Source organism: Amycolatopsis sp. NPDC048633 (assembly GCF_040650695.1).
In the GTDB taxonomy this organism is placed as follows: Bacteria; Actinomycetota; Actinomycetes; order Mycobacteriales; family Pseudonocardiaceae; genus Amycolatopsis.
Window position 1 is genome coordinate 15,829 of sequence record NZ_JBEZHS010000014.1, and the last position, 18,934, is coordinate 34,762.

15 protein-coding genes are annotated in these 18,934 nt (G+C 72.4%); 14 read left to right on the top strand and 1 reads right to left on the bottom strand.

Annotated elements, in window-relative coordinates; all coding sequences use genetic code 11:
* Positions 1–80 precede the first annotated feature (80 nt).
* From AB0C38_RS24460 to AB0C38_RS24510, 11 genes are read left to right on the top strand one after another with little or no spacing between them, the layout of a single operon-like run.
* Positions 81–1,214 (top strand): C45 family peptidase, encoded by a 1,134-nt coding sequence (locus AB0C38_RS24460; protein ID WP_360677236.1) that lies wholly within the window; start codon positions 81–83, stop codon positions 1,212–1,214.
* Between the two features lie 14 nt (positions 1,215–1,228).
* On the top strand, positions 1,229–2,860 hold the full coding sequence (locus AB0C38_RS24465) for an ABC transporter substrate-binding protein (RefSeq protein ID WP_360677238.1): 1,632 nt from the start codon (positions 1,229–1,231) through the stop codon (positions 2,858–2,860).
* A gap of 4 nt (positions 2,861–2,864) precedes the next feature.
* A complete protein-coding gene (locus AB0C38_RS24470; protein WP_360677240.1) occupies positions 2,865–3,815 on the top strand; it encodes an ABC transporter permease in 951 nt (316 codons plus the stop codon).
* Positions 3,812–4,657, top strand: coding sequence for an ABC transporter permease (locus tag AB0C38_RS24475; protein ID WP_360677242.1), 846 nt, complete (start codon positions 3,812–3,814; stop codon positions 4,655–4,657). The genes AB0C38_RS24470 and AB0C38_RS24475 overlap by 4 nt, the downstream gene beginning before the upstream one ends.
* 4 nt (positions 4,658–4,661) lie before the next feature.
* Positions 4,662–5,441 carry an ABC transporter ATP-binding protein gene (locus tag AB0C38_RS24480; RefSeq protein ID WP_360677244.1) on the top strand — a complete coding sequence of 260 codons (780 nt, stop codon included), beginning with the start codon at positions 4,662–4,664 and terminating at the stop codon, positions 5,439–5,441.
* Positions 5,434–6,276 carry an ATP-binding cassette domain-containing protein gene (locus AB0C38_RS24485; RefSeq protein ID WP_360677246.1) on the top strand — a complete coding sequence of 281 codons (843 nt, stop codon included), beginning with the start codon at positions 5,434–5,436 and terminating at the stop codon, positions 6,274–6,276. The genes AB0C38_RS24480 and AB0C38_RS24485 overlap by 8 nt, the downstream gene beginning before the upstream one ends.
* Entirely contained in the window at positions 6,273–7,112 is an 840-nt protein-coding gene (locus AB0C38_RS24490) for a PHB depolymerase family esterase (protein WP_360677248.1), read from the top strand. Before AB0C38_RS24485 ends, AB0C38_RS24490 begins: the two co-directional genes overlap by 4 nt.
* The gene (locus AB0C38_RS24495; RefSeq protein ID WP_360677250.1) at positions 7,109–8,269 is read left to right on the top strand and encodes a DUF4149 domain-containing protein; all 1,161 of its coding nucleotides are present in this window, start codon (positions 7,109–7,111) and stop codon (positions 8,267–8,269) included. The genes AB0C38_RS24490 and AB0C38_RS24495 overlap by 4 nt, the downstream gene beginning before the upstream one ends.
* A complete protein-coding gene (locus tag AB0C38_RS24500; RefSeq protein ID WP_360677252.1) occupies positions 8,266–10,953 on the top strand; it encodes an aminotransferase class III-fold pyridoxal phosphate-dependent enzyme in 2,688 nt (895 codons plus the stop codon). The genes AB0C38_RS24495 and AB0C38_RS24500 overlap by 4 nt, the downstream gene beginning before the upstream one ends.
* On the top strand, positions 10,943–11,722 hold the full coding sequence (locus tag AB0C38_RS24505) for an SDR family NAD(P)-dependent oxidoreductase (RefSeq protein ID WP_360677254.1): 780 nt from the start codon (positions 10,943–10,945) through the stop codon (positions 11,720–11,722). The genes AB0C38_RS24500 and AB0C38_RS24505 overlap by 11 nt, the downstream gene beginning before the upstream one ends.
* Positions 11,719–14,604: an aminotransferase gene (locus AB0C38_RS24510; RefSeq protein WP_360677256.1), complete on the top strand. Its 2,886-nt coding sequence runs from the start codon at positions 11,719–11,721 to the stop codon at positions 14,602–14,604. The genes AB0C38_RS24505 and AB0C38_RS24510 overlap by 4 nt, the downstream gene beginning before the upstream one ends.
* 6 nt (positions 14,605–14,610) lie before the next feature.
* Here AB0C38_RS24510 and AB0C38_RS24515 read toward each other — a convergent pair whose 3' ends face one another.
* The gene (locus AB0C38_RS24515; RefSeq protein ID WP_360677258.1) at positions 14,611–15,534 is read right to left on the bottom strand and encodes a LysR family transcriptional regulator; all 924 of its coding nucleotides are present in this window, start codon (positions 15,532–15,534) and stop codon (positions 14,611–14,613) included.
* A 100-nt stretch (positions 15,535–15,634) separates the two neighbouring features.
* On the opposite strand from AB0C38_RS24515, the gene AB0C38_RS24520 reads away from it, so the two are divergent.
* The 3 genes from AB0C38_RS24520 to AB0C38_RS24530 are packed head-to-tail and all read left to right on the top strand — an operon-like array spanning position 15,635 to position 18,917.
* Positions 15,635–16,717, top strand: a complete 1,083-nt coding sequence (locus AB0C38_RS24520; RefSeq protein ID WP_360677260.1) for an FAD-dependent oxidoreductase — start codon at positions 15,635–15,637, stop codon at positions 16,715–16,717.
* The gene (locus AB0C38_RS24525; RefSeq protein WP_360677262.1) at positions 16,714–18,447 is read left to right on the top strand and encodes a CocE/NonD family hydrolase; all 1,734 of its coding nucleotides are present in this window, start codon (positions 16,714–16,716) and stop codon (positions 18,445–18,447) included. The genes AB0C38_RS24520 and AB0C38_RS24525 overlap by 4 nt, the downstream gene beginning before the upstream one ends.
* Positions 18,444–18,917, top strand: coding sequence for a nuclear transport factor 2 family protein (locus AB0C38_RS24530; protein ID WP_360677264.1), 474 nt, complete (start codon positions 18,444–18,446; stop codon positions 18,915–18,917). The genes AB0C38_RS24525 and AB0C38_RS24530 overlap by 4 nt, the downstream gene beginning before the upstream one ends.
* The last annotated feature ends 17 nt before the right edge of the window (positions 18,918–18,934 follow it).

Consider the following 18,934-nt stretch of genomic DNA (forward strand, 5'->3'; position numbering starts at 1 on the left):
TCTCGTCCCATCACGAACGTAATCGTACAGCAGATGCTTCATCTGTAACGAGTTTGACGCCTTGTTCAGGAGTAACTTTCATGCCGAGTCCCAGAGTCATCGAGGTTTCGGGCACGGACCCGCTCGACCGCGGCAAGCAGTACGGCGCCGAAGCCGCCGACCTCATCGCGGCCGCCATCGCCTACTACCGCGAGGGCTTCGCCCGCCAAGCCGGCCTGAGCTGGGCCCAGACGCTGGAGCACACCCAGCCGTGGCAGCAGCTCATCGAGCGCGACTTCCCCGAGCTGCTCGAAGAGATGGCCGGGGTCGCCGAGGGCGCGGGGGTGGGGCTGGCCGAGATCGTCGCCCTCAACTGCCGCGGCGAGATCATGTACGACAACTGGTTCGCCCCCGTCGACGACCCCGAGGCCGCGCGCCGCCAGATCGACGGCTGCACCTCCTTCTCCCTCACCGACGGCGCCGCCGGCGACGGCCACGTCTACGCCGGGCAGAACTGGGACTGGCGCCACGCCATCCGCGACACGGTCGTCGTGCTGAGGGTCGTCCAGCCGCCCAAGCCGACGCTGATCATGCAGCTGGAAGCCGGGCAGATCGGCCGGCACGGGGCCAACTCCCACGGCCTGGCGCTCAACGCGAACGGGCTCGGCGGCCGGATCGACGACTCGATCGGCATGCCGCAGACCGTCATCCGCCGGGCCGTGCTCGACGCCGGCAACGTCGCCGACGCGCTCAAGGCGCTGACCTGGATCAAGCCGCACATCCCGAGCAACGCCCTGCTGACCCACCGGGACGGGTTCTCGATCGACGTCGAGACCACCCCGGCCGGGCACGGCTGGGCCTACCCCGACGACCGCGGGCTCCTGGTGCACGGCAACCACTACGAGGCGTTCGATCCCCCGCGCCCGGCCGGGCACCACCGGCCGATGTCGCCGGACTCACTGGTCCGCGTGCCACGAGCACGCCGGGGCCTGCGGAACGCGGCGTACGCGGAGAAGTCCGCCGACGTCCGCGCCGCCATCCACACCGCGATGTCGGACCACCTCGGTCACCCCGACTCCCTGTGCACGCACCCCGACGAGCGGACGCCGGCGCCCGAGCAGTGGTCGACCACCCTCTCCAGCTGCGTCGACCTCACCTCCGGCGAGTACTACGTCGCGCCGGGTTCGCCTTGCGAGCACCCGTACGAGCTTGTTCCCTTCACCCTGTACCCCTGACGAGGAGCACCACCATGCCCGCATCCGCCACCAGACGCCGGGTCTACGCCGGTGTCGCCCTCTGCGCGATCGCCTCGCTCACCGCGGCCTGCGGCGGCACGTCCGGCCCGGCCGCCGACGCCAAGGCGAACGTCAAGCTGGTCGACGCGACGCCCGCCGCCGCCGGCCCGCTCGACCGGGCCACCTGGCTGGTTTCCAAGGAGCCGACCAACCTGGATCTGTCCAATTCGGACGCGAACGACCAGTCCGACCTGATCATGACCAACGTCTGTGAGCGGCTCAACCAGCTCCAGGCGGACATGAGCGTCGGCCCGGGGCTGGCGAGCAAGTACGAGTGGAAGACGCCGACCCAGCTCGTGTTCACCCTTCGCGACAACGCGACGTTCCACGACGGCGCGCCGGTGACCATGGACGACGTCGTGTGGAGCATGCAGCGCAACGCCGCGGACGGCAACGCCGAGGCGGACGAGTTCCCCAACGTGCAGTCGTTCGCGCAGACCGGCCCGCACGAGCTCACCTTCACGATGAAGCAGCCTGACGCGGTGTTCGTCGAGGCGCTCGCCGGCGACGCGGGGCTCATCCAGGAACGCAAGGTCGTCGAGGCCCGCGGCAAGGAGTTCGGCACGCCGTCGAGCCCGGACGCGTGCTCGGGCCCGTTGCAGCTCAAGGAATGGAAGCCGGGCACCAGTGTCGTGCTGACCAAGGCGCCGAACTACTGGAACCAGGCCAAGGCGTCGAAGGTCGGCGAGCTCACCTTCAAGTGGGCGGCCGACGACGCGATCGTCAACTCGCTCGTCACCGGGGCCGCACAGGGCTCCTACATCGAGAACATCGCGTCGGCGGCCCGGCTCGTCCAGTCTGCCGACATCACGGTGAGCCAGGGACCCGACACCCGGGTCTGGAGCTATATGGCCACCGAGCGCGGCGGGCTCGCCGACCCGAACGTCCGGAAAGCGCTGTCCCTGGCGCTCGACCGCGACGGCGTCAACCGGGCCGCGTTCGCCGGGCTCGGCCAGCCGTGGAAGGAGCCGGTCGGCTCGGGTGCCTGGGGCTACGAGAAGACGACGTTCCAGGCCGCCTACGACAAGCTCACGGGATCGCCGGCCAAGCCGTCCGAGGCGGACCTCGACGCGGCCAAGAAGCTCGTGCCCGCCGGCGCGAAACCGATCGTCGTCGCCAGCGACGGTTCCTCGATCCGCGACACCCTGGCCAACGCATTGGTCGACGCCGCGAAGAAGATCGGCCTGCAGGCGAGCATCACGCAGATCCCGACCGTCCAGTACGGCGACTTCTACGACAACCCGGACCTGCGCACCAGGGCCGACGTCTTCATGGACGACTACTTCGTCTCCAAGAGCGACCCCGTCGGCTTCTACAAGAACGGCACCTCCAAGTCTTCGGTGCAGTGGGTGCTCAAGGACCCGGCCTACGACAAGCTGGTGCTCGACGGCCGGGCGGCCCTCGACGGCGCCGCGCGCGCGAAGATCGCGATCGACCTCGCCCAGCGGTGGGCGGACGCGAAGCCGTGGATCAGCGCGATCCTCAGCCCCAGCACCGTCGCGATGTCCTCGAAGGTGACGGGCGTGCCGGCCTCCGGCGCGTTCCGCTACTACCCGTGGGCGGCCGATCTGGGCACGAAGGGCTGACGCGATGGTGACGCTGGCGCGGCGGCTCGGTGCCCTGGTCCTCACCTTGGTCGTCAGCTCGTTCGTGATCTTCGCGGGGATGTACGCCGCCCCGGGCGATCCGCTGAGCTTCCTCATCAAGAACCCCGAGGACCGGACGCCGGACCGGGTCGCCGCGGTGCGCGCGGCGTACCACCTGGACGACTCGTTCCTGAACCAGTACCTGCTGTGGCTCAAAGGTGTCCTGCACGGGGACCTCGGCACGTCGTTCGTCTACAAGCAACCCGTGGCGGACCTGATGACCAGCCGGCTCCCGGTCACGTTGACGCTCGTGGCGATGGCCGCCCTGCTGTTCGTCGTGGTCGGCATCCTGCTGGGCGTGGTGTCGGCGCTGAAGCGCGGCACGACGATCGACGCGTCGATCACCGGCATCACGACGTTCCTGACGTCGATCCCCAACTTCGTCGTCGCTCTGGTGCTGGTGTCCGTCTTTTCGGTCCAGCTCAAGTGGTTCGACGTCGCCGGCAGCGGCGAGGGCTTCGGTGACCGGCTCTACCACCTGACCCTGCCGGCGATCGCCCTGGCGATCGGCGCGTTCGCGGTGGTGAGCCGGGTGACGCGGCAGACCATGGTCGAGCAGCAGAGCCTGGAGCACGTCGACGTGGCCCGCAGCTTCGGGCTGCCGCGCCGCAAGATCGTCCGGCGGCACGTGCTGCGCAACTCGCTCGGCCCGGTCGTGACGATGTGCGGCCTGATCATCGCGAGCATGCTCGCGGGCACCGTCGTGATCGAGTCGGTGTTCGGCCTCAGCGGCGTGGGCAGCATGCTCGTCGACTCCATCAACGCGCACGACTTCCCGGTGGTGCAGGCGATCCTGCTCTACATGGTCCTCGCCTACATGGCCGTGACGGTCATCGTCGACCTCCTCTACCCGCTCATCGACCCGCGCACGCTCGAAAGGAGTGCTGCCGCATGACGGCCCTCGGCACCCCTGTCCTGGTCGCGCCGCGCAAGCGCCGCGACTGGGCGTACTACCCGTGCCTCGCGATCCTCGCGATCGCGGTGTGCGCGGCCGTGCTCTCCCCGTGGGTCACGCCCTACGACCCCACGGCCACGAGCTTCGACGCGATCTGGCTGCCGCCGGGCCCGGCCCACTGGCTCGGCACCGACCAGCTCGGCCGCGACCTGCTGTCGCGGATCATCGACGGCGCCCGCCCGACCCTGCTCGGCTCCATCGCGCTGCTGGCGCTGGCCACCGCGCTCGGTGTCCTCATCGGACTCACCGCGGCGTGGCACCGCGGCTGGGTCGACACGCTGCTGGCGCGCGTCACCGACGTCATGTTCGCGTTCCCCGGCTTGCTGTTCGTGGTGATGATCATCGCCGTGTTCGACAGCGGAACGGTGACCGCGGTGGTCGGGATGGGCCTGGCCTACGCCCCGGTGATCGCGAAGTTCACCCGGGCGATCGCCCTGGAGGAGCTGGCCCGGCCGTACGTCGACTCCTACCGGCTGCAAGGGGCGGGCGGGTTCGAGCTGTGCCTGCGGTACGTGCTGCCGAACCTGCTGCCGACGCTGCTCGGCTACCTCGTCGTGCTGTTCGGCGACGGGCTGATGAGCCTGGCGACGCTCAACTTCCTCGGGTTCGGCTCCCAGCCGCCCAGCTCCGACTGGGGCCTGATGGTCGAGGAGAGCCGCGCCGGGGTCATCCAGGGTGTCCTCGGCCCGGCCCTGGTGCCCGGGCTGACCATCGCGATCGTCGTCGTGGCGGCCAACGTGGTCGGGGTCCGGCTTTCCGACAAGCTCGCGGTCAGGAGGTAGGCACGTGCTCGAGATCCACGACCTGACGCTTTCCGTGCCGGGGCACCGGATCCTGCGCGGGGTATCCCTCGACGTCGGCGCCGGCGAAACCGTCGGCCTGGTCGGCGAGTCCGGCTCCGGCAAGTCGACCACCGCGCGGGCGGTGCTGCGGCTGGTGCCCGAAGGGGCGGAGACGGCCGGGACGATCTCCGTCTGCGGCGTCTCGCCCGGTGACCCGGAAGGCGTGCGCGCCATCCGCACCGAGCACGCGGCGATGATCTTCCAGGACCCGCGCTCGGCGCTCAACCCGGTCCGGCGGATCGGCGACTCGGCGACCGAACGCCTCGTGCACGTCCACGGCGTGCCCAAGGCCGAAGCCACCCGGCGGCTCGTCGGCCTGATGGCCGAAGTCGGCCTCCGCGACCCGGAGAGCCTGCTGCGGCGGTACCCGCACCAGCTCTCCGGCGGGATGCTGCAGCGCGTCGTCATCGCGGCCGCGCTCAGCACCGACCCGAAGGTGCTGCTGGCGGACGAAGCCACCAGCGCATTGGACGTCACGACCCAGGCGGAGGTGCTGGCCCTGCTGCGCCGGCTTCGGCGCGAACGGGAGCTGGCGGTCCTGTTCATCACGCACGACCTGCTGCTCGCCGGCGCGTTCTGCGACCGCGTCTACGTCATGAAGGACGGCCTGATCGTCGACGAACAACCGGGCAAGACGGTCTTCGTCGATCCCGCCAACCCCTACACGAAGGCATTGGCCGACGCGACCCCGCGCCTGCCGGAACGGGAGCACGGGCATGCCTGACGCACTCGTGGTGCACGGCCTCACCAAGACCTTCCCCGCCCGCGGGGGCAGCGCGTCGGTCGCGGCGGCCCGGGACATCGGCTTCCGGCTGCCGAAAGGCGGCTCGCTCGGGCTGGTCGGCGAATCGGGCTCGGGCAAGACCACGCTGGCCCGGATGATCGTCGGCCTCGCGCTGCCCGACGCCGGCACGGTCACGATCGACGGCCGGGACCGGCAGTGGAAACCGCGCGGCCGCCAGGCCCGGCTCGCGCGGGCGCGGGAAGCGCAGATGGTGTTCCAGGACCCGTACGGTTCGCTGGACCGCCGGCTCACGGTCGAAGACGCCCTGCGTGACGTCCTTCGCCGGCACCAGCCCGGCCTGGACGCAGCAGCGGCGGCGGCCCGTGTCCGGACGTTGCTGGACCGCGTCGGGCTCGGCGAAGCCAAGGCGGCGTCGCGGCCCCACCAGCTGAGCGGGGGTCAGCGCCAGCGGGTCGCCATCGCCAAGGCGCTGGCCGTCGACCCGGCCGTGCTGGTGCTCGACGAGGCCGTGTCGGCCCTCGACGTCTCGGTGCAGGCGCAGATCCTGGCCCTGCTCAACGAGATCCGGCACGAGTCGGGCGTGAGCCTGGTCTTCGTCAGCCACGACCTGGCCGTCGTCGCCGAGGTGACCGACCGGATCCTCGTGATGTACCGCGGCGAATCCGTCGAGCAGGGCAGCACCGCCGAAGTGCTGCGCCGGCCTCAGAACCCCTACACCGAAATGCTGCTGTCGTCCGCTCCCGGCCCCGACTGGCACCCCGAGCGGGTCGCCGAGCTGAGGGAACTTTTCGAGCAGAGGAGCTCGCTCGCATGACCCCCGACGAATCCCCCACCACCGCGTACTGGAGCCGGGGCAAGACTCCCGTGTTCGCTTCGCGGTTCGACCAGCGCCTCAGCTACTGCCTGCACGTGCCCGAAAACCTCGGTCCCCGGACGCCGCTGGTCGTCGTCATGCACGGGACCGAGCGGAACTTCCTCATCTACCGCGACCGGCTCCAGCCCTTCGCCGACGAGCACGGCGTCGTCGTGCTCGCCCCGCTCTTCCCGGCCGGCCTCATCGACCCCGCCGACCTGCACAACTACAAGTTCCTGGAGTACCAGGGCATCCGCTACGACCACGCGCTGCTGGCGATGGTCGAGGAGGTCGCGCAGCGCTACCCGATCGACCCCGAACGCTTCTACCTCCACGGCTTCTCCGGCGGCGGCCAGTTCGCGCACCGCTTCTTCTACCTGCACCCGGACCGGCTGGCCGGCGTGTCGATCGGCGCGCCCGGGCGGATCACCCGGCTCGACGACACGCAGCCGTGGTGGCTCGGCACGAAGGACTTCGAGCAGCGGTTCGGGCGGGCGGTCGACGTCGAGGCGCTGCGCCGCGTGCCGGTGCTGATGGTGGTCGGCGACCAGGACGTGGAGACCTGGGAGATCACCAACCGGGGCGAGCCCAACTGGATGGACGGCGCCGAGCTGACCGGCGCCACCCGCGTCGAACGGCTGCGGACCCTCGAACGGGACTTCCTGGACCACGGCATCGACGTCCGGTTCGAGCTGGTGCCGGGCGTCGCGCACCGCGGCTCGCCGGTGCTGCCGGCGGTCCAGGAGTTCTTCGCCGAACTGATCAAGGCCCGGCGTGACAAGGAAGGACCGGCATGAGCACGATCCTGGCCGCGGCCGTCGACACCGACGTCGTCCCGCCGCTGTGGCGCCTCCTCACGAAGTTCGGCTACTTCGCCGGGCTCGCCGCCGTCATGGGCTCGACGCTCGTGCACTGGACGGCGGTCCGCCCCGCCTTGCGCGACGCCGACCCCGCCGACCGCACTGTCCTCACTAGACGGTCCGCGCTGGTGATGGCGTGGTCCGGCGTTCTCCTGCTGGCCGTCCTCTACCCGCAGCTCGCCGGCAAGGCCGCCCGGGCGACGGACGGGATGTCCTTCGGCGAGGGGCTCGAACCCGCGTCGATCTGGGCCTACCTGACCGCGCCCGGCAAGGGCGACCCCTGGGTCTCCCCCGGGTTCCTGGTGCTCCTGACCTACGTGCTGTTCGCGATCTCGGCGCTCCTGCCCATCCCGCTGTTCAAGACGTCGCTGCGGGTGCACACCGGGACGATCGCCGCGATCACCTATCCCCTGCTGGTCGTCGCCCAGCTCGTCACGGCCGTCCCCGGCACGCTCGACGGGCAGACCGCCGACACGTGGACGATGACCGTGCTGAGCTACGCCCACCCGATCGCGGCCTGCACGTGGGTCGGCGGCATCGTGGCGCTGGTCGTGCTGGCCGGGGCGCGCTCGCGGCTCGGGGAAGCGGCGGGCCTCGTGTGGGGCCGGATCTGGCGGCGCTTCAGCGTCGTCGCCGAGGTCTGCGTCGGCGTCGTGATCGTCTCGGGGCTCTGGCTCGGCTGGAAGTCGGTCGGCTCGCCCGCCCAGCTCTGGGAAACGCCGTACGGCCGGTTCCTGCTGCTCAAGGTCTCCCTCGTGGCCATCCTGATCGGGTGCGGCGCGGTCAACGAGTTCGTGCTGCTCCCCCGCATCGCGCGGCTGCGGGCCGCCGGTGACACGCGTTCGGTGTTCGCCGTCGCGGTCGGGCACTTCCCGCGGATCGTGACGCTCGAAGCCGTGCTCGGCATCGCGGTGCTCGCGGTGGTGCCCTTCCTCAACGGCTCCGCGCGCGAGCAGGCCGGCGGGGCGGCCGAGCCCCCGGCCACCGGCGCGCTCTTCACGGCGGTGGCCGTCCTCCTCGCGACGGTCGTCGTGGCGTTCTTCGCCAACCTCAAGCTGCACGAGCGCATCGACCACCCCGAGGTCACCCGGTGAACGTCCTGACCCTGCTGAAAGACCACTACGGCCTGCACGGCATCGACGTCTCGGCGCTGGCGGGCGAGCTCGACCGGACCTCCGCCGTCCTGCTGGACGACGGTTCCCGGGTCGTCGTGAAGGTGTCGAAGACGGACGTCGCGCGCATCCGGTGGCAGCACGAGCTGATGCGGCTCGCCGGCACGGCCGGCGTCCGGGTGCCGGAGGTCCGCCCGGCCCTCGACGGGGAGCTGGTCGTGGTCCTCGGCGGCCACGCGGTCACCGTGCAGTCGTGGCTGGACGGCGCGGCACTGTCCGAACTGGACAATCACGCGCCGGACCTGCTGGCGGAGCTGGGGGTGACGGCCGCCCGGATGGTGCGTGCCCTCGCGAGTGCGCCGTCGCCGCCGGAACCGGCCCCGGGCCACTGGGACGTGCTCCGGGCGACCGAAGCGGTGGCCGGCGAAGGCACCGGCGACGTCGGATGCCTGCTCTCCCGGTACTCGCAGGCCCTGGAGCGGCACGGTCCGGCGTTGCCGCGGTCGGTGGTGCACCAGGACCTCAACGACTTCAACGTCCTGACCCGGCGGGGTGCCGACGGTCGCCACCACGTCCACGCGGTGCTCGACTTCGGCGACGCGCTGGCCACCGCCCGCGTCGGCGAACTGGCGGTCGCCGTCGCCTACGCGATGCTGCGCAAGGCCGATCCCCTGGCCGCGGCCGCGGCCGTCGTGCGCGGGTACGTCACCGAGCAACCCCTGGACGACGCCGAGCTGGCGGTGCTGGTCCCGTTCGCGGCGGCCCGGCTGTGCGTCAACGCCGTCACCTGGGCCCGGCGCGCCACCGGCTACGGGGACGAGCGGACGCGGCACACCGGGCCGGCGATCGCCGCCCTCGCGGCGATCCCCCCGGACCTGGCCGAGGCGGTGGTCCGCGAGGCGGCCGGCCGGTCCCTGGTCCCGGCGGACCTGCCCGGCACCCACAGCGCCGTGCCCGCCGGGACGAGCATCGGCGGGCACCTCGAACCCCGCGAACCGGTCCGCCGGACGACCGTGAACGGCGAGCCGGCGACGCTCCGGCTCGGGGTCACCATCGAGGCGCCGGAGCCGTTCACGGTCCTGGCCCCGCTCGACGCGGTGGTCGAAAGCACGGAACCGCTGCTGCTGCGGCACGCGAGCCCGGAACCGGCGTGGTCACGCTGGACCGGCGTCACCACCCCGCACCACGACGGCGACCCGATCGTGGCCGGCGACGCCCTGGGCCGGGGCGACGCGGTCGGCGTCGCCGTCTTCCGGTCGCGGGAGACGGCGCTGCTGGCACCGGAGTCGGTCGTGGCGTCCCAGGCGGCCGCGTGGGCGTCGGTGTCCCCGGATCCCGCGGGCTTCCTCGGCCTGCCCCGGACCGGCCGCCCCTGGGACACCGTGCGGGTCCTGGCCGCCCGCAACGTCCACTTCGCGCGGTCACAGCGGTCCTACTTCCGGCGGCCGATGACCCTCGTCGCCGGCGAAGGCACGTGGCTCTACGACGACCGGGGCCGGGCCTACCTCGACGCGATCAACAACGTCAGCCACGTCGGGCACGCCAACCCGCGGGTGGTGGCCGCGGCCACGGCGCAGCTGCGGAAGCTGAACACCAACAGCCGGTTCCTCTACCCCGGGATCGCCGAGTACGCCGAGCGGCTCACCGCGACGCTGCCGGCGCCCCTGGAAGTCGCGTTCCTCGTCTGCAGCGGCAGCGAGGCCAACGACCTGGCGATCCGGATGGCTCGCCAGGTCACCGGGCGGCGGGACGTCCTGGTGGTCGACGGCGCCTATCACGGCAACACGGCCGTGCTCACCGGCCTGAGCCCGAACCGCTACAAGGGCCCGGGCGGCGCGGGGCCGGACCCGACGACCCACGAGGTCGAACTGCCCGATCGCTACCGCGGCCGCCACGGCTACGGAGACCCCGAAGCGGGACGCGCCTACGCCGCCGACGTCCGGCGCCAGGCCGACCGGCTCGCCGCCGCGGGGACCCCGCCCGCCGCCTTCATCGTGGAGTCGGCGCTGGGCACGGCCGGCAGCGTCTTCCACCCGGACGGCTACCTCGCCGCGGCGTTCGCGGCGGTGCGGGCTGCGGGCGGCCTCTGCGTCGCCGACGAGGTCCAGGTCGGGTTCGGCCGCTTCGGCGACGTCTTCTGGGGCTTCGAAAGCCAGGGCGTCGTGCCGGACATCGTCACGATGGGCAAGCCGATCGGCAACGGGCACCCGATGGCCGCGGTCGTGACGACCCGGGAGATCGCGGACGAGTTCGACACGGGAATGCGGTACTTCAACACCTTCGGCGGCAACCCGGTGTCGTGCGCGATCGGCACCGCGGTGCTCGACGAGATCGCCGAGCGCGGCCTGCAGGAGCACGCGGCGAAGACCGGCCGGTACTTCAAGACGCTCCTCGACGAGCTCGCCGGGCGCCACGAGCTGATCGGCGACGTCCGCGGGCACGGGATGTACCTCGGCGTCGAGCTCGTCCGGGACCGGCTCGCGAAGGAACCCGCGGCGGCGGAAGCGTTGCACGTCAGCGAGCTCATGAAGGACGAGGGCGTGCTCGTGCACCCGACCGGCCGCGCGGGGAACGTCCTCAAGCTCAAGCCGCCGCTGACGTTCACGGCCGCCGACGCGGACCTCTTCGCGTCGGTGCTGGACGAGGTGCTCGGCCGTGCCTGGTGAGCACCCCTTCGCCCTCACCGGCAAGGTCGCCGTGGTGACCGGGGTCGGCAGCCCCCGCGGCATCGGCTTCGCGGCCGCGAAGACGCTGGGCGCGCTCGGCGCCTCGCTGGTCGTGTCGTCGCGGAGCGAGCGCGTGCACGACCGGGTGGCGGAGCTGCCCGCCGGCACGGTCGGCGTCGCCGGCGACCTCACCCGGCCGGAAACGGCCGAAGAGCTGGTCGCGACGGCGGTTTCGCGGTTCGGCCACGCCGACATCGCGGTCCACTGCGCGGGCATGACCTCGGTGGTGGACCCGGCACCCGGCCCCTCCCGGGCCGCCGACCTGTCGTTCGCGGTGTGGCGCGCGAGCTTGGCGCGCGACCTCGACGCCGCCTTCCTGGTGGCCCGGGCCGCGCTGCCCGCCCTCGTGGCGGCCGGCGCCGGCCGCCTCGTCCTGGTGGCCAGCCTGACCGGGCCGGTGACGGCCATCCGCGGCGAAATCGCCTACGGCGCCGCCAAAGCCGGTGTCGTCGGCCTGGTCCGCGGGCTGGCGCTGGAGGCCGCGGCCTCGGGGGTCACGGTCAACGCCGTGGCCCCCGGCTGGATCGCGACCGGCTCGCAGACCGGCCACGAGCACGCCCAGGGCCTGCGCACCCCGATGGGCCGCAGCGGAACCGCGGCCGAGGTCGCGAGCCTGATCGCCTACCTGTGCACACCTTCTTCGTCCTACGTCACGGGGCAGTGCCTCGTCGTCGACGGGGGCAACTCGATCGCCGAGGAGCGCGCATGAGCACCTTCCACTTCGCCGAGCAGGATGCGCTGGCCGCGCCGGCGCTCGCCGCGGCCGACGCCGAGGCGCTGGTCCGCGAGCGCTACGGCCTCGACGGCGTCGCCGAAGAGCTGGGCAGCCAGCAGGACGCCAACTTCAAGATCGGCACGCCGTCGGGAACCTACGTGCTGAAGGTGTCCAACCCGGCGTTCACGGCGGCCGACCTCGACGCGCAGGACCGGGCGGCCGCGCACGTCGCGCGGTGCTCGGGGGTGCGCGTCCCGGTGGCGGTGCCGGGCCTCGACGGCCGGACGATCCAGCCGGTCACCGGGCCGGCCACGGTGGCCCGGCTCGTGACCTACCTCGACGGCGACTCCCTCAGCGCCGCGCGGTACCTGGCGCCGCCGGTCGTGGCCGAGCTCGGCGAACTGGCGGGCCGCGTCTCCGGCGCGCTCGCGACGTTCGACGGTCCGCTGCCGCCACGCGAGCTCCAGTGGGACCTGCGCCACGCGCACGACGTCGTCCTGCGGCTCGCGGAGTTCGCGCCGGCCCCGGCGGCCGTGCGCGAGGCCGCGGACGCCGCCGCCGAAGCGCTGGTTCCCTTCGCCGGCCGGCTCCCGCTCCAGGCCGTCCACGGCGACCTCACCGCGGACAACGTCATCGCCGAGCTCCGCGACGACGGGCGGCGGCACCCCGCCGGCGTCATCGACTTCGGGGACCTGGCACGGAGCTGGGCGATCGCGGAGCTGGCGGTGACCTGCTCGTCGCTGCTGGCCTACGCCGGCGACGACCTGCCGGCCGTCCTGCCCGCGATCCGCGCGTTCGACCGGGTCCGGCCCATCGCGGACGACGAGCTGGCCGCGTTGTGGCCGCTCGTCGTGCTGCGCGCGGCGTCGCTCATGGTCAGCGGCCGCCACCAGGCGAGCGTCGACCGGGACAACCGGTACGCCGCCGGCAACCTCGACCACGAGTGGCGGATCTTCGAGGTGGCCACGGCTGTGCCGATCGAGGTCGGGACCGAGCTCGTCCGCTCGGCGCTCCGCCCGGCCACCACGCTCGTCGCCGGCACGGGACAGCGGATCGTCGCCGAACGCGCCGCCGCGCGGCTCGACCTCTCACCGACCAGCCCGGGCCTGCACGGCGGGACGTTCCTCGAGGACGACGCGGAAGTGCGGCTGGCCGGGGCGGCGCTGGAGCACGCGAGCCTCGCCTACGTCCCGTTCCGCCAGCCACGGCTGACCCGCACCCGGCTCGGCGCCGCGGTCGCGCCGGCGACCACCGGGCTGGGCGTGGAGCTGTTCACCGCCGACCCGCTGGAGCTGCGCGCGCCCTGGCCCGGCACCGTCGAGGTCCACGACGACGCCGTGGCGCTGCGCGGCGACGGCGAAACCCTGTGGCTGACCGGGGCGCTGCGGGGCGCGGTGGCCGGCGACGACCTGGCGACCGGTGACCTGATCGGCCGGCTCGCCGGCGACGGCACGCCGGCGTCGGTGCGCGTCCAAATCACCCGGCTCGCGAGCCGCCCGCCGTTCTTCGTCACGGCGTCGATGGCCGGCGCGTGGACACGGGTGTGCCCGGACCCGACCCCCCTGATCGTCCCCGGTGGACCGTCCGAGGAGATCGATTCCCCGCTGCTGGCCCGGCGGGAAGCCGCGTTCGCCCCGGTGCAGGAGCACTACTTCGCCGAACCGCCGCAGATCGAGCGCGGCTGGCGCCACCACCTGGTCGACGTCGGCGGCCGGTCCTATGTGGACATGGTCAACAACGTGGCGATCCTCGGGCACGGGCACCCCCGTCTGGCCGACGCGATCGAGCGGCAGTGGCGGCTGCTCAACACCAACTCGCGCTTCCACTACCGCGCCGTCGTCGAGTTCTCCGAACGCCTCGCCGCGCTGCTGCCCGAGCCGCTCGACACCGTGTTCCTGGTCAACAGCGGCACCGAAGCCGTCGACCTGGCGCTGCGCCTGGCCTGGGCGAACACCGGCCGCCGGGACGTCCTGACCGTGCGGGAGGCCTACCACGGCTGGTCCGACGCGACGGACGCCGTCTCGACGTCGGTCGCCGACAACCCGAACGCCCTCGCAACCCGGCCCGCCTGGGTGCACCCGCTCGACGCACCCAACGCCTACCGCGGCCGGTACCGCGGGGCCGAAGCCGGGCGCTACGCCGAGGACGCCGTCGCGTACGTGCGGGACATGGTCTCCGGCGGCCGGCCGCCGGCGGCGTTCCTGGGCGAGCCGTTCTACGGCAACGCGGGCGGGATCCCGCTGCCCGACGGCTACCTGTCCGCGATCTACGACGCCGTCCGGCAGGCGGGCGGGCTGTGCGTCGCCGACGAGGTGCAGGTGGGCTACGGCCGGCTCGGGGACCACTTCTGGGGATTCGAGCAGCAGGGCGTCGTGCCGGACGTCGTCACCGTGGCCAAGGCGATGGGCAACGGGCACCCGCTCGGCGCCGTCATCACGACGAAGGCCATCGCCGAGGGCTACCGCAGTCAGGGGTACTTCTTCTCGTCCGCGGGCGGCAGCCCGGTCAGCTGCGTGGCCGGGCTGACGGTGCTCGACGTGCTGCGCGACGAGGGGCTGCAGGTGAACGCCCGGATGGTGGGCGCCCACCTCCGGCGCCGCCTGCTCGACCTGGCCGGTCGCCACCCGATCATCGGCGCGGTCCACGGCATGGGGCTCTACCTCGGGGTCGAGCTGGTGCGCGACCGCGAAACGCTCGAGCCGGCCGCGGCGGAGACGGCGGCCATCTGCGAGCGCCTGCGCGAGCTCGGCGTCATCATGCAGCCGACCTCGGACCGCCTGTGCGTGCTGAAGGTCAAGCCCCCGTTGGGGATCGGCCTCGCCGAGGCCGATTTCTTCGCCGACGCGCTCGACCGGGTGCTGACGGAAGGCTGGTAGCCCGGCTCACGCGGGCGCGCCCGGCCGAGCCGCCCCGGTGGCGGCCATGAGGTGCCGGGTGCGCCCGCGCAGCAGTTCGTGGGTGCGGTCGTGGTGGTTGCGGGGATGCCACGCCATCCCGAGCGCGATGGGCGGCAGCGCAACGGGAATCGGGAACGTCCGCAACCCGAGCGTGTCCAGCATCGAGCGTCCGAGCCGGGCGGGCGCGACGCAGACGACGTCCGTTTCGCGGGCCAGGTACAGCGCGGTCGCGAAGCTGGGGACCACGGTGCGCACCCGCCGGCTCAGGCCCAGCTCGGCGAGCCGCTCGTCGATCGGGCCGTGCGCCCGGCCCCGCCGCGACACGACGACGTGGTCGGCCGCGGCGAAGCGCTTCGGCGTGACGGTCTTGACCTTCGCCAGAGGGTGGTCCGGCCGCACCGCGCCGACCAACGTCTCGGTGACGAGCGTTTCCGAGTGGATCTCCGGGTCACCCGCGCGGATGGTCCCGATCTCCAGGTCCACGAGTCCTTCGCGCAGCGCCGGGGTGTCCTCGAGGTTCTCCGGGCGCAGCCGCAGCGAGATCCCCGGCGCCTGCGTCCTCAGGTCGTCGATCAGGGACGGGATGAACGTCGTCGACAGCATGTCGGTGACCTGCAGGTCGAACATGCGCACCGCGGTCCGCGGATCGGCGGTGGCCGACGGGGAGAACAGCGCCCGGGCCCGGGCGGCGACGGCGTGCACCTCACTGCGCAGCTCCAGCGCCCGGGGTGTCGGCACGAGATCGCGTCCGGCGCGGACGAGGAGCGGATCGTCGAAGGCGCGCCGCAGGCGAGCGAGGGTCCGGCTCATCGCCGGTGCCGAGGTGTGCAGGCGCTCCGCCGCCTTCGTCACGCTGCTCTCGGTGAGCAACGCGTCCAGCGCCTCGATGAGGCTCAGGTCGTAGTCCACGCACCGATTATCACAGACGGAATTACTCCGTACCAACGTTGCACTGGAGTGAAACGGCGTCGGCCCCTAGCGTCGGGTTCGAACGACGAAGGAGGCACCGATGCGAGTTGTGGTGATCGGCGGCGGGATCGTGGGCCTGACGAGCGGCCTCGCTCTGCGCCGCGCCGGTATCGAAGTGGTGATCTACGAGCAGGCACCGGAGATCCGCGCCGCCGGGGCCGGGCTGGGGCTGTGGCGCAACGCGCTGGCGGTCTTCGACGACCTCGGCGTCGGCGAGCAGGTGCGGGCCGTCGGCAAACCGGGCGAAATGTACTTCCACGACGCCGCCGGGCGGCCGCTCGAGACTCCGGAGTTCGGGGTCGAGGACCACCGGTTCCTGTTGGTGCACCGGGCGAAGCTCACCGATCTGCTCGCCGACGCCGTCGGCCGGGAGAACATCAAGCTCGCCACCGGGTTCACCGCGTACGAGGAGCACGCGGACCACGTCACGGTCCGCTTCACCGACGGCGGCGAGGAAACCGTCGACGTGCTCGTCGGGGCGGACGGCGCGTACTCGGCGGTCCGGGAGCAGCTGGTGCCGGGAACTCCGGCGCGGGAGCACGCCGGTCACCACGCTTGGCGCGCGGTGCTCCCGAACCCGGGTCCGGCGCTGACCGAGGACCGGGTGATCCTGGGTGCCCACGGCTGCCGCGGCGGGTACGTGCGCACCTACGACGGCGGCGTCTACTGGCTGGTGAACCAGTTCGGCACACCGGAGCTGACCGGCACGCGGAAGCAGCAGGCCCTGGACCGCGCCGCGCACCTGGAAGAGAGCACCGGCATCCTCACCGAACTGATCGCCGCGACGCCCGAAGAAAGCATTCTGCACAACCGGATCATGCTGGTGCCTCCGTTGCCCCACTGGGCTTCCGCGCGCGTCGTGCTCGCCGGGGACGCGGCCCACGCGATGTCGCCGCACATCACCGCCGGCGCGACGCTGGGCATCGAGGACGCCGCGCTGCTCGGCCGCTCGCTCACCCCGGGCGGCGACGTATCCACGGCGCTGGCCGCCTACGAGAAGGATCGGATCCCGCGCTACGCCCACGCCGCGGAACTGTCGGCGGCGGTGGAACACGCGCCCACGCCGAAGGAGTTCGCGCGCCACTACGCCGCGTTCAGCCACTGGATGATGGCGCCGGCATGACGTTCACGGTGGAAGTGGACGTGCCGGTACCGATGCGCGACGGCGTCGCGCTCGCCACCAACGTGTGGCTGCCGGACGGGCCGGGACCGTTCTCCGCGTTGCTGATCCGCACGCCGTACGGCAAGGACGACGCCGGACTGTACGGAAACCCGAAGCTCCCGGACGTGTTCGCCCTCGTCGAAGCGGGTTACGCAGTGGTGGCGCAGGACGTCCGCGGCACGTCCCGCTCCCCCGGGACGTTCGTGCCGCACGCCCACGAAGGCCCGGACGGTCTCGACACGCTCACGTGGCTGGCCGCGCAGCCGTGGTGCGACGGCGCGGTCGGCATGTGGGGCGGCTCCTACATGGGCTTCGCGCAGTGGCAAGTGGCCCCGCACGACGTTCCGGCGTTGCGGGCGATCGCCCCGGTGATGAGCTCCGCCGACCCGTACGGGGCACCGTGGCGCTCCCCCGGTGGCGCGCTGTCCCAGGACGCCGTGCTGACCTGGGGCACGCTGTCGGCCCTGCGCACCCTGCGCCGCGACAACGGTGACCCCGCCGACGCCGCGGCGTTGCTGGCCGGGCTGGCCGATCCGCGGCTGCTGCACGAACCGCTGCCGCTCGCCGACCGCGGCCCGGTGACCCGCTCCCTGCCCTGGCTCGGCGAGGTGCTCGGCCACCCCGAACGGGACGGCTTCTGGCAGGACGTCGCCGCGATCGACCACGGCGACCGGATCACCGTCCCGGCCCTCCACATCGGAGGGTGGTACGACGTGTTCATCGGCGAAACCGTGCGGTCCTACACGATGATGCGCCGGCACGGGGGCAGCGCGGCCGCCCGGGACGGTCAGCGGCTGCTCATCGGGCCCTGGTCACACCCCGACGGCACCGACCTCGGCACCTACCCCGACCGGTCCTTCGGGCTCGCCGGCAGCATCAAGGCCGCCGGCGTCACCGAAGCACACCTGCGATTCTTCGACCGCTGGGTCCGCGGCCGGCCGGACCCCGGCGACACAGACCGGGTCCGGCTCTTCGTGATGGGCGTCGACCAGTGGCGTGACGAGCCGGACTGGCCGTTGCCCGATACCCGTTACGTCGACTACTTCCTCACCGGCGACGTCCTGACCCGCGACGCCCCGCCGGCGGAAGCGACGGACACCTTCCGCTACGACCCTCGCGACCCGGTTCCGAGCCTGGGTGGCACGGTGCTCGCCGCCGCGTCCGGCGCCTACCCCGGGCCGGCCGACCAGACCGCGGTCGAAACCCGCGAGGACGTGCTGTGCTTCACGACCGCCGTGCTCGGGCGGCCCGTCGAGGTCACCGGCCACGTCACCCTGGTGCTGCACGTGTCTTCGTCCACACCGGACACCGACTTCACCGGCAAGCTCGTCGACGTGCACCCCGACGGCCGGGCGATCCTGCTGTGCGAGGGCATCCAGCGCGTCCGCTACCGCGAGTCGCTCACCGAACCCACGCTCCTGGCACCGGGAACCCTCGCCGAACTCACCCTCGACCTGGGCGTCACCGCGAACGTCTTCCTCCCCGGGCACCGCATCCGGCTCGAGGTCTCCAGCAGCAACTTCCCGCGCTACGACCGCAACACCAACACGGGCGGAACGATCGCCGCCGACGGTGAGGACGACCTGGTCGTCGCCGTCAACCACGTCCACCACGGACCGGCCCACCCCAGCCGGCTGATCCTGCCGCTGATCGACCGGCCTTTCCCCTTCGCCGAGGAGACCCGATCATGAACGCGCTGGAAGAACTGACCGAGCGGGCGGCGATCGCCGACGTCGTCGCCGGTCTCGCCCACGCCCAGGACGACCGGGACTGGACCGCCCTGCGGCGGCTGTTCGCCGACGAGGTGACGCTGGACCTGTCGACCCACTACCACGGCAGGCCACCGAAAACCGTGCCGGCCGCCGAGCTGGTCGAGCTGGCCCGCACGACCTTGACGGGCTTCGACTGCACCCACCACGCCGCGACGAACCTCGTCGTCGAGCGGTCCGGCGACGAGGCCGGCTGCCGCACGCACGTGGTCGCCTACCACCACGTCCCCGCCGACCCCGGCGTCGTCGACCACTGCACGATGCGTGGCTACTGGCGGCTGAAACTCCGCAAAACCGGCGGGCGCTGGCTCATCCACCACTGGGCCGTGCTGCGCACCGCGCCGTGGGAAGGATCTCCGGACGTCTACGCCCTCGCCGCCGCCCGGTCTTGACCACCATCTCAAGAAGG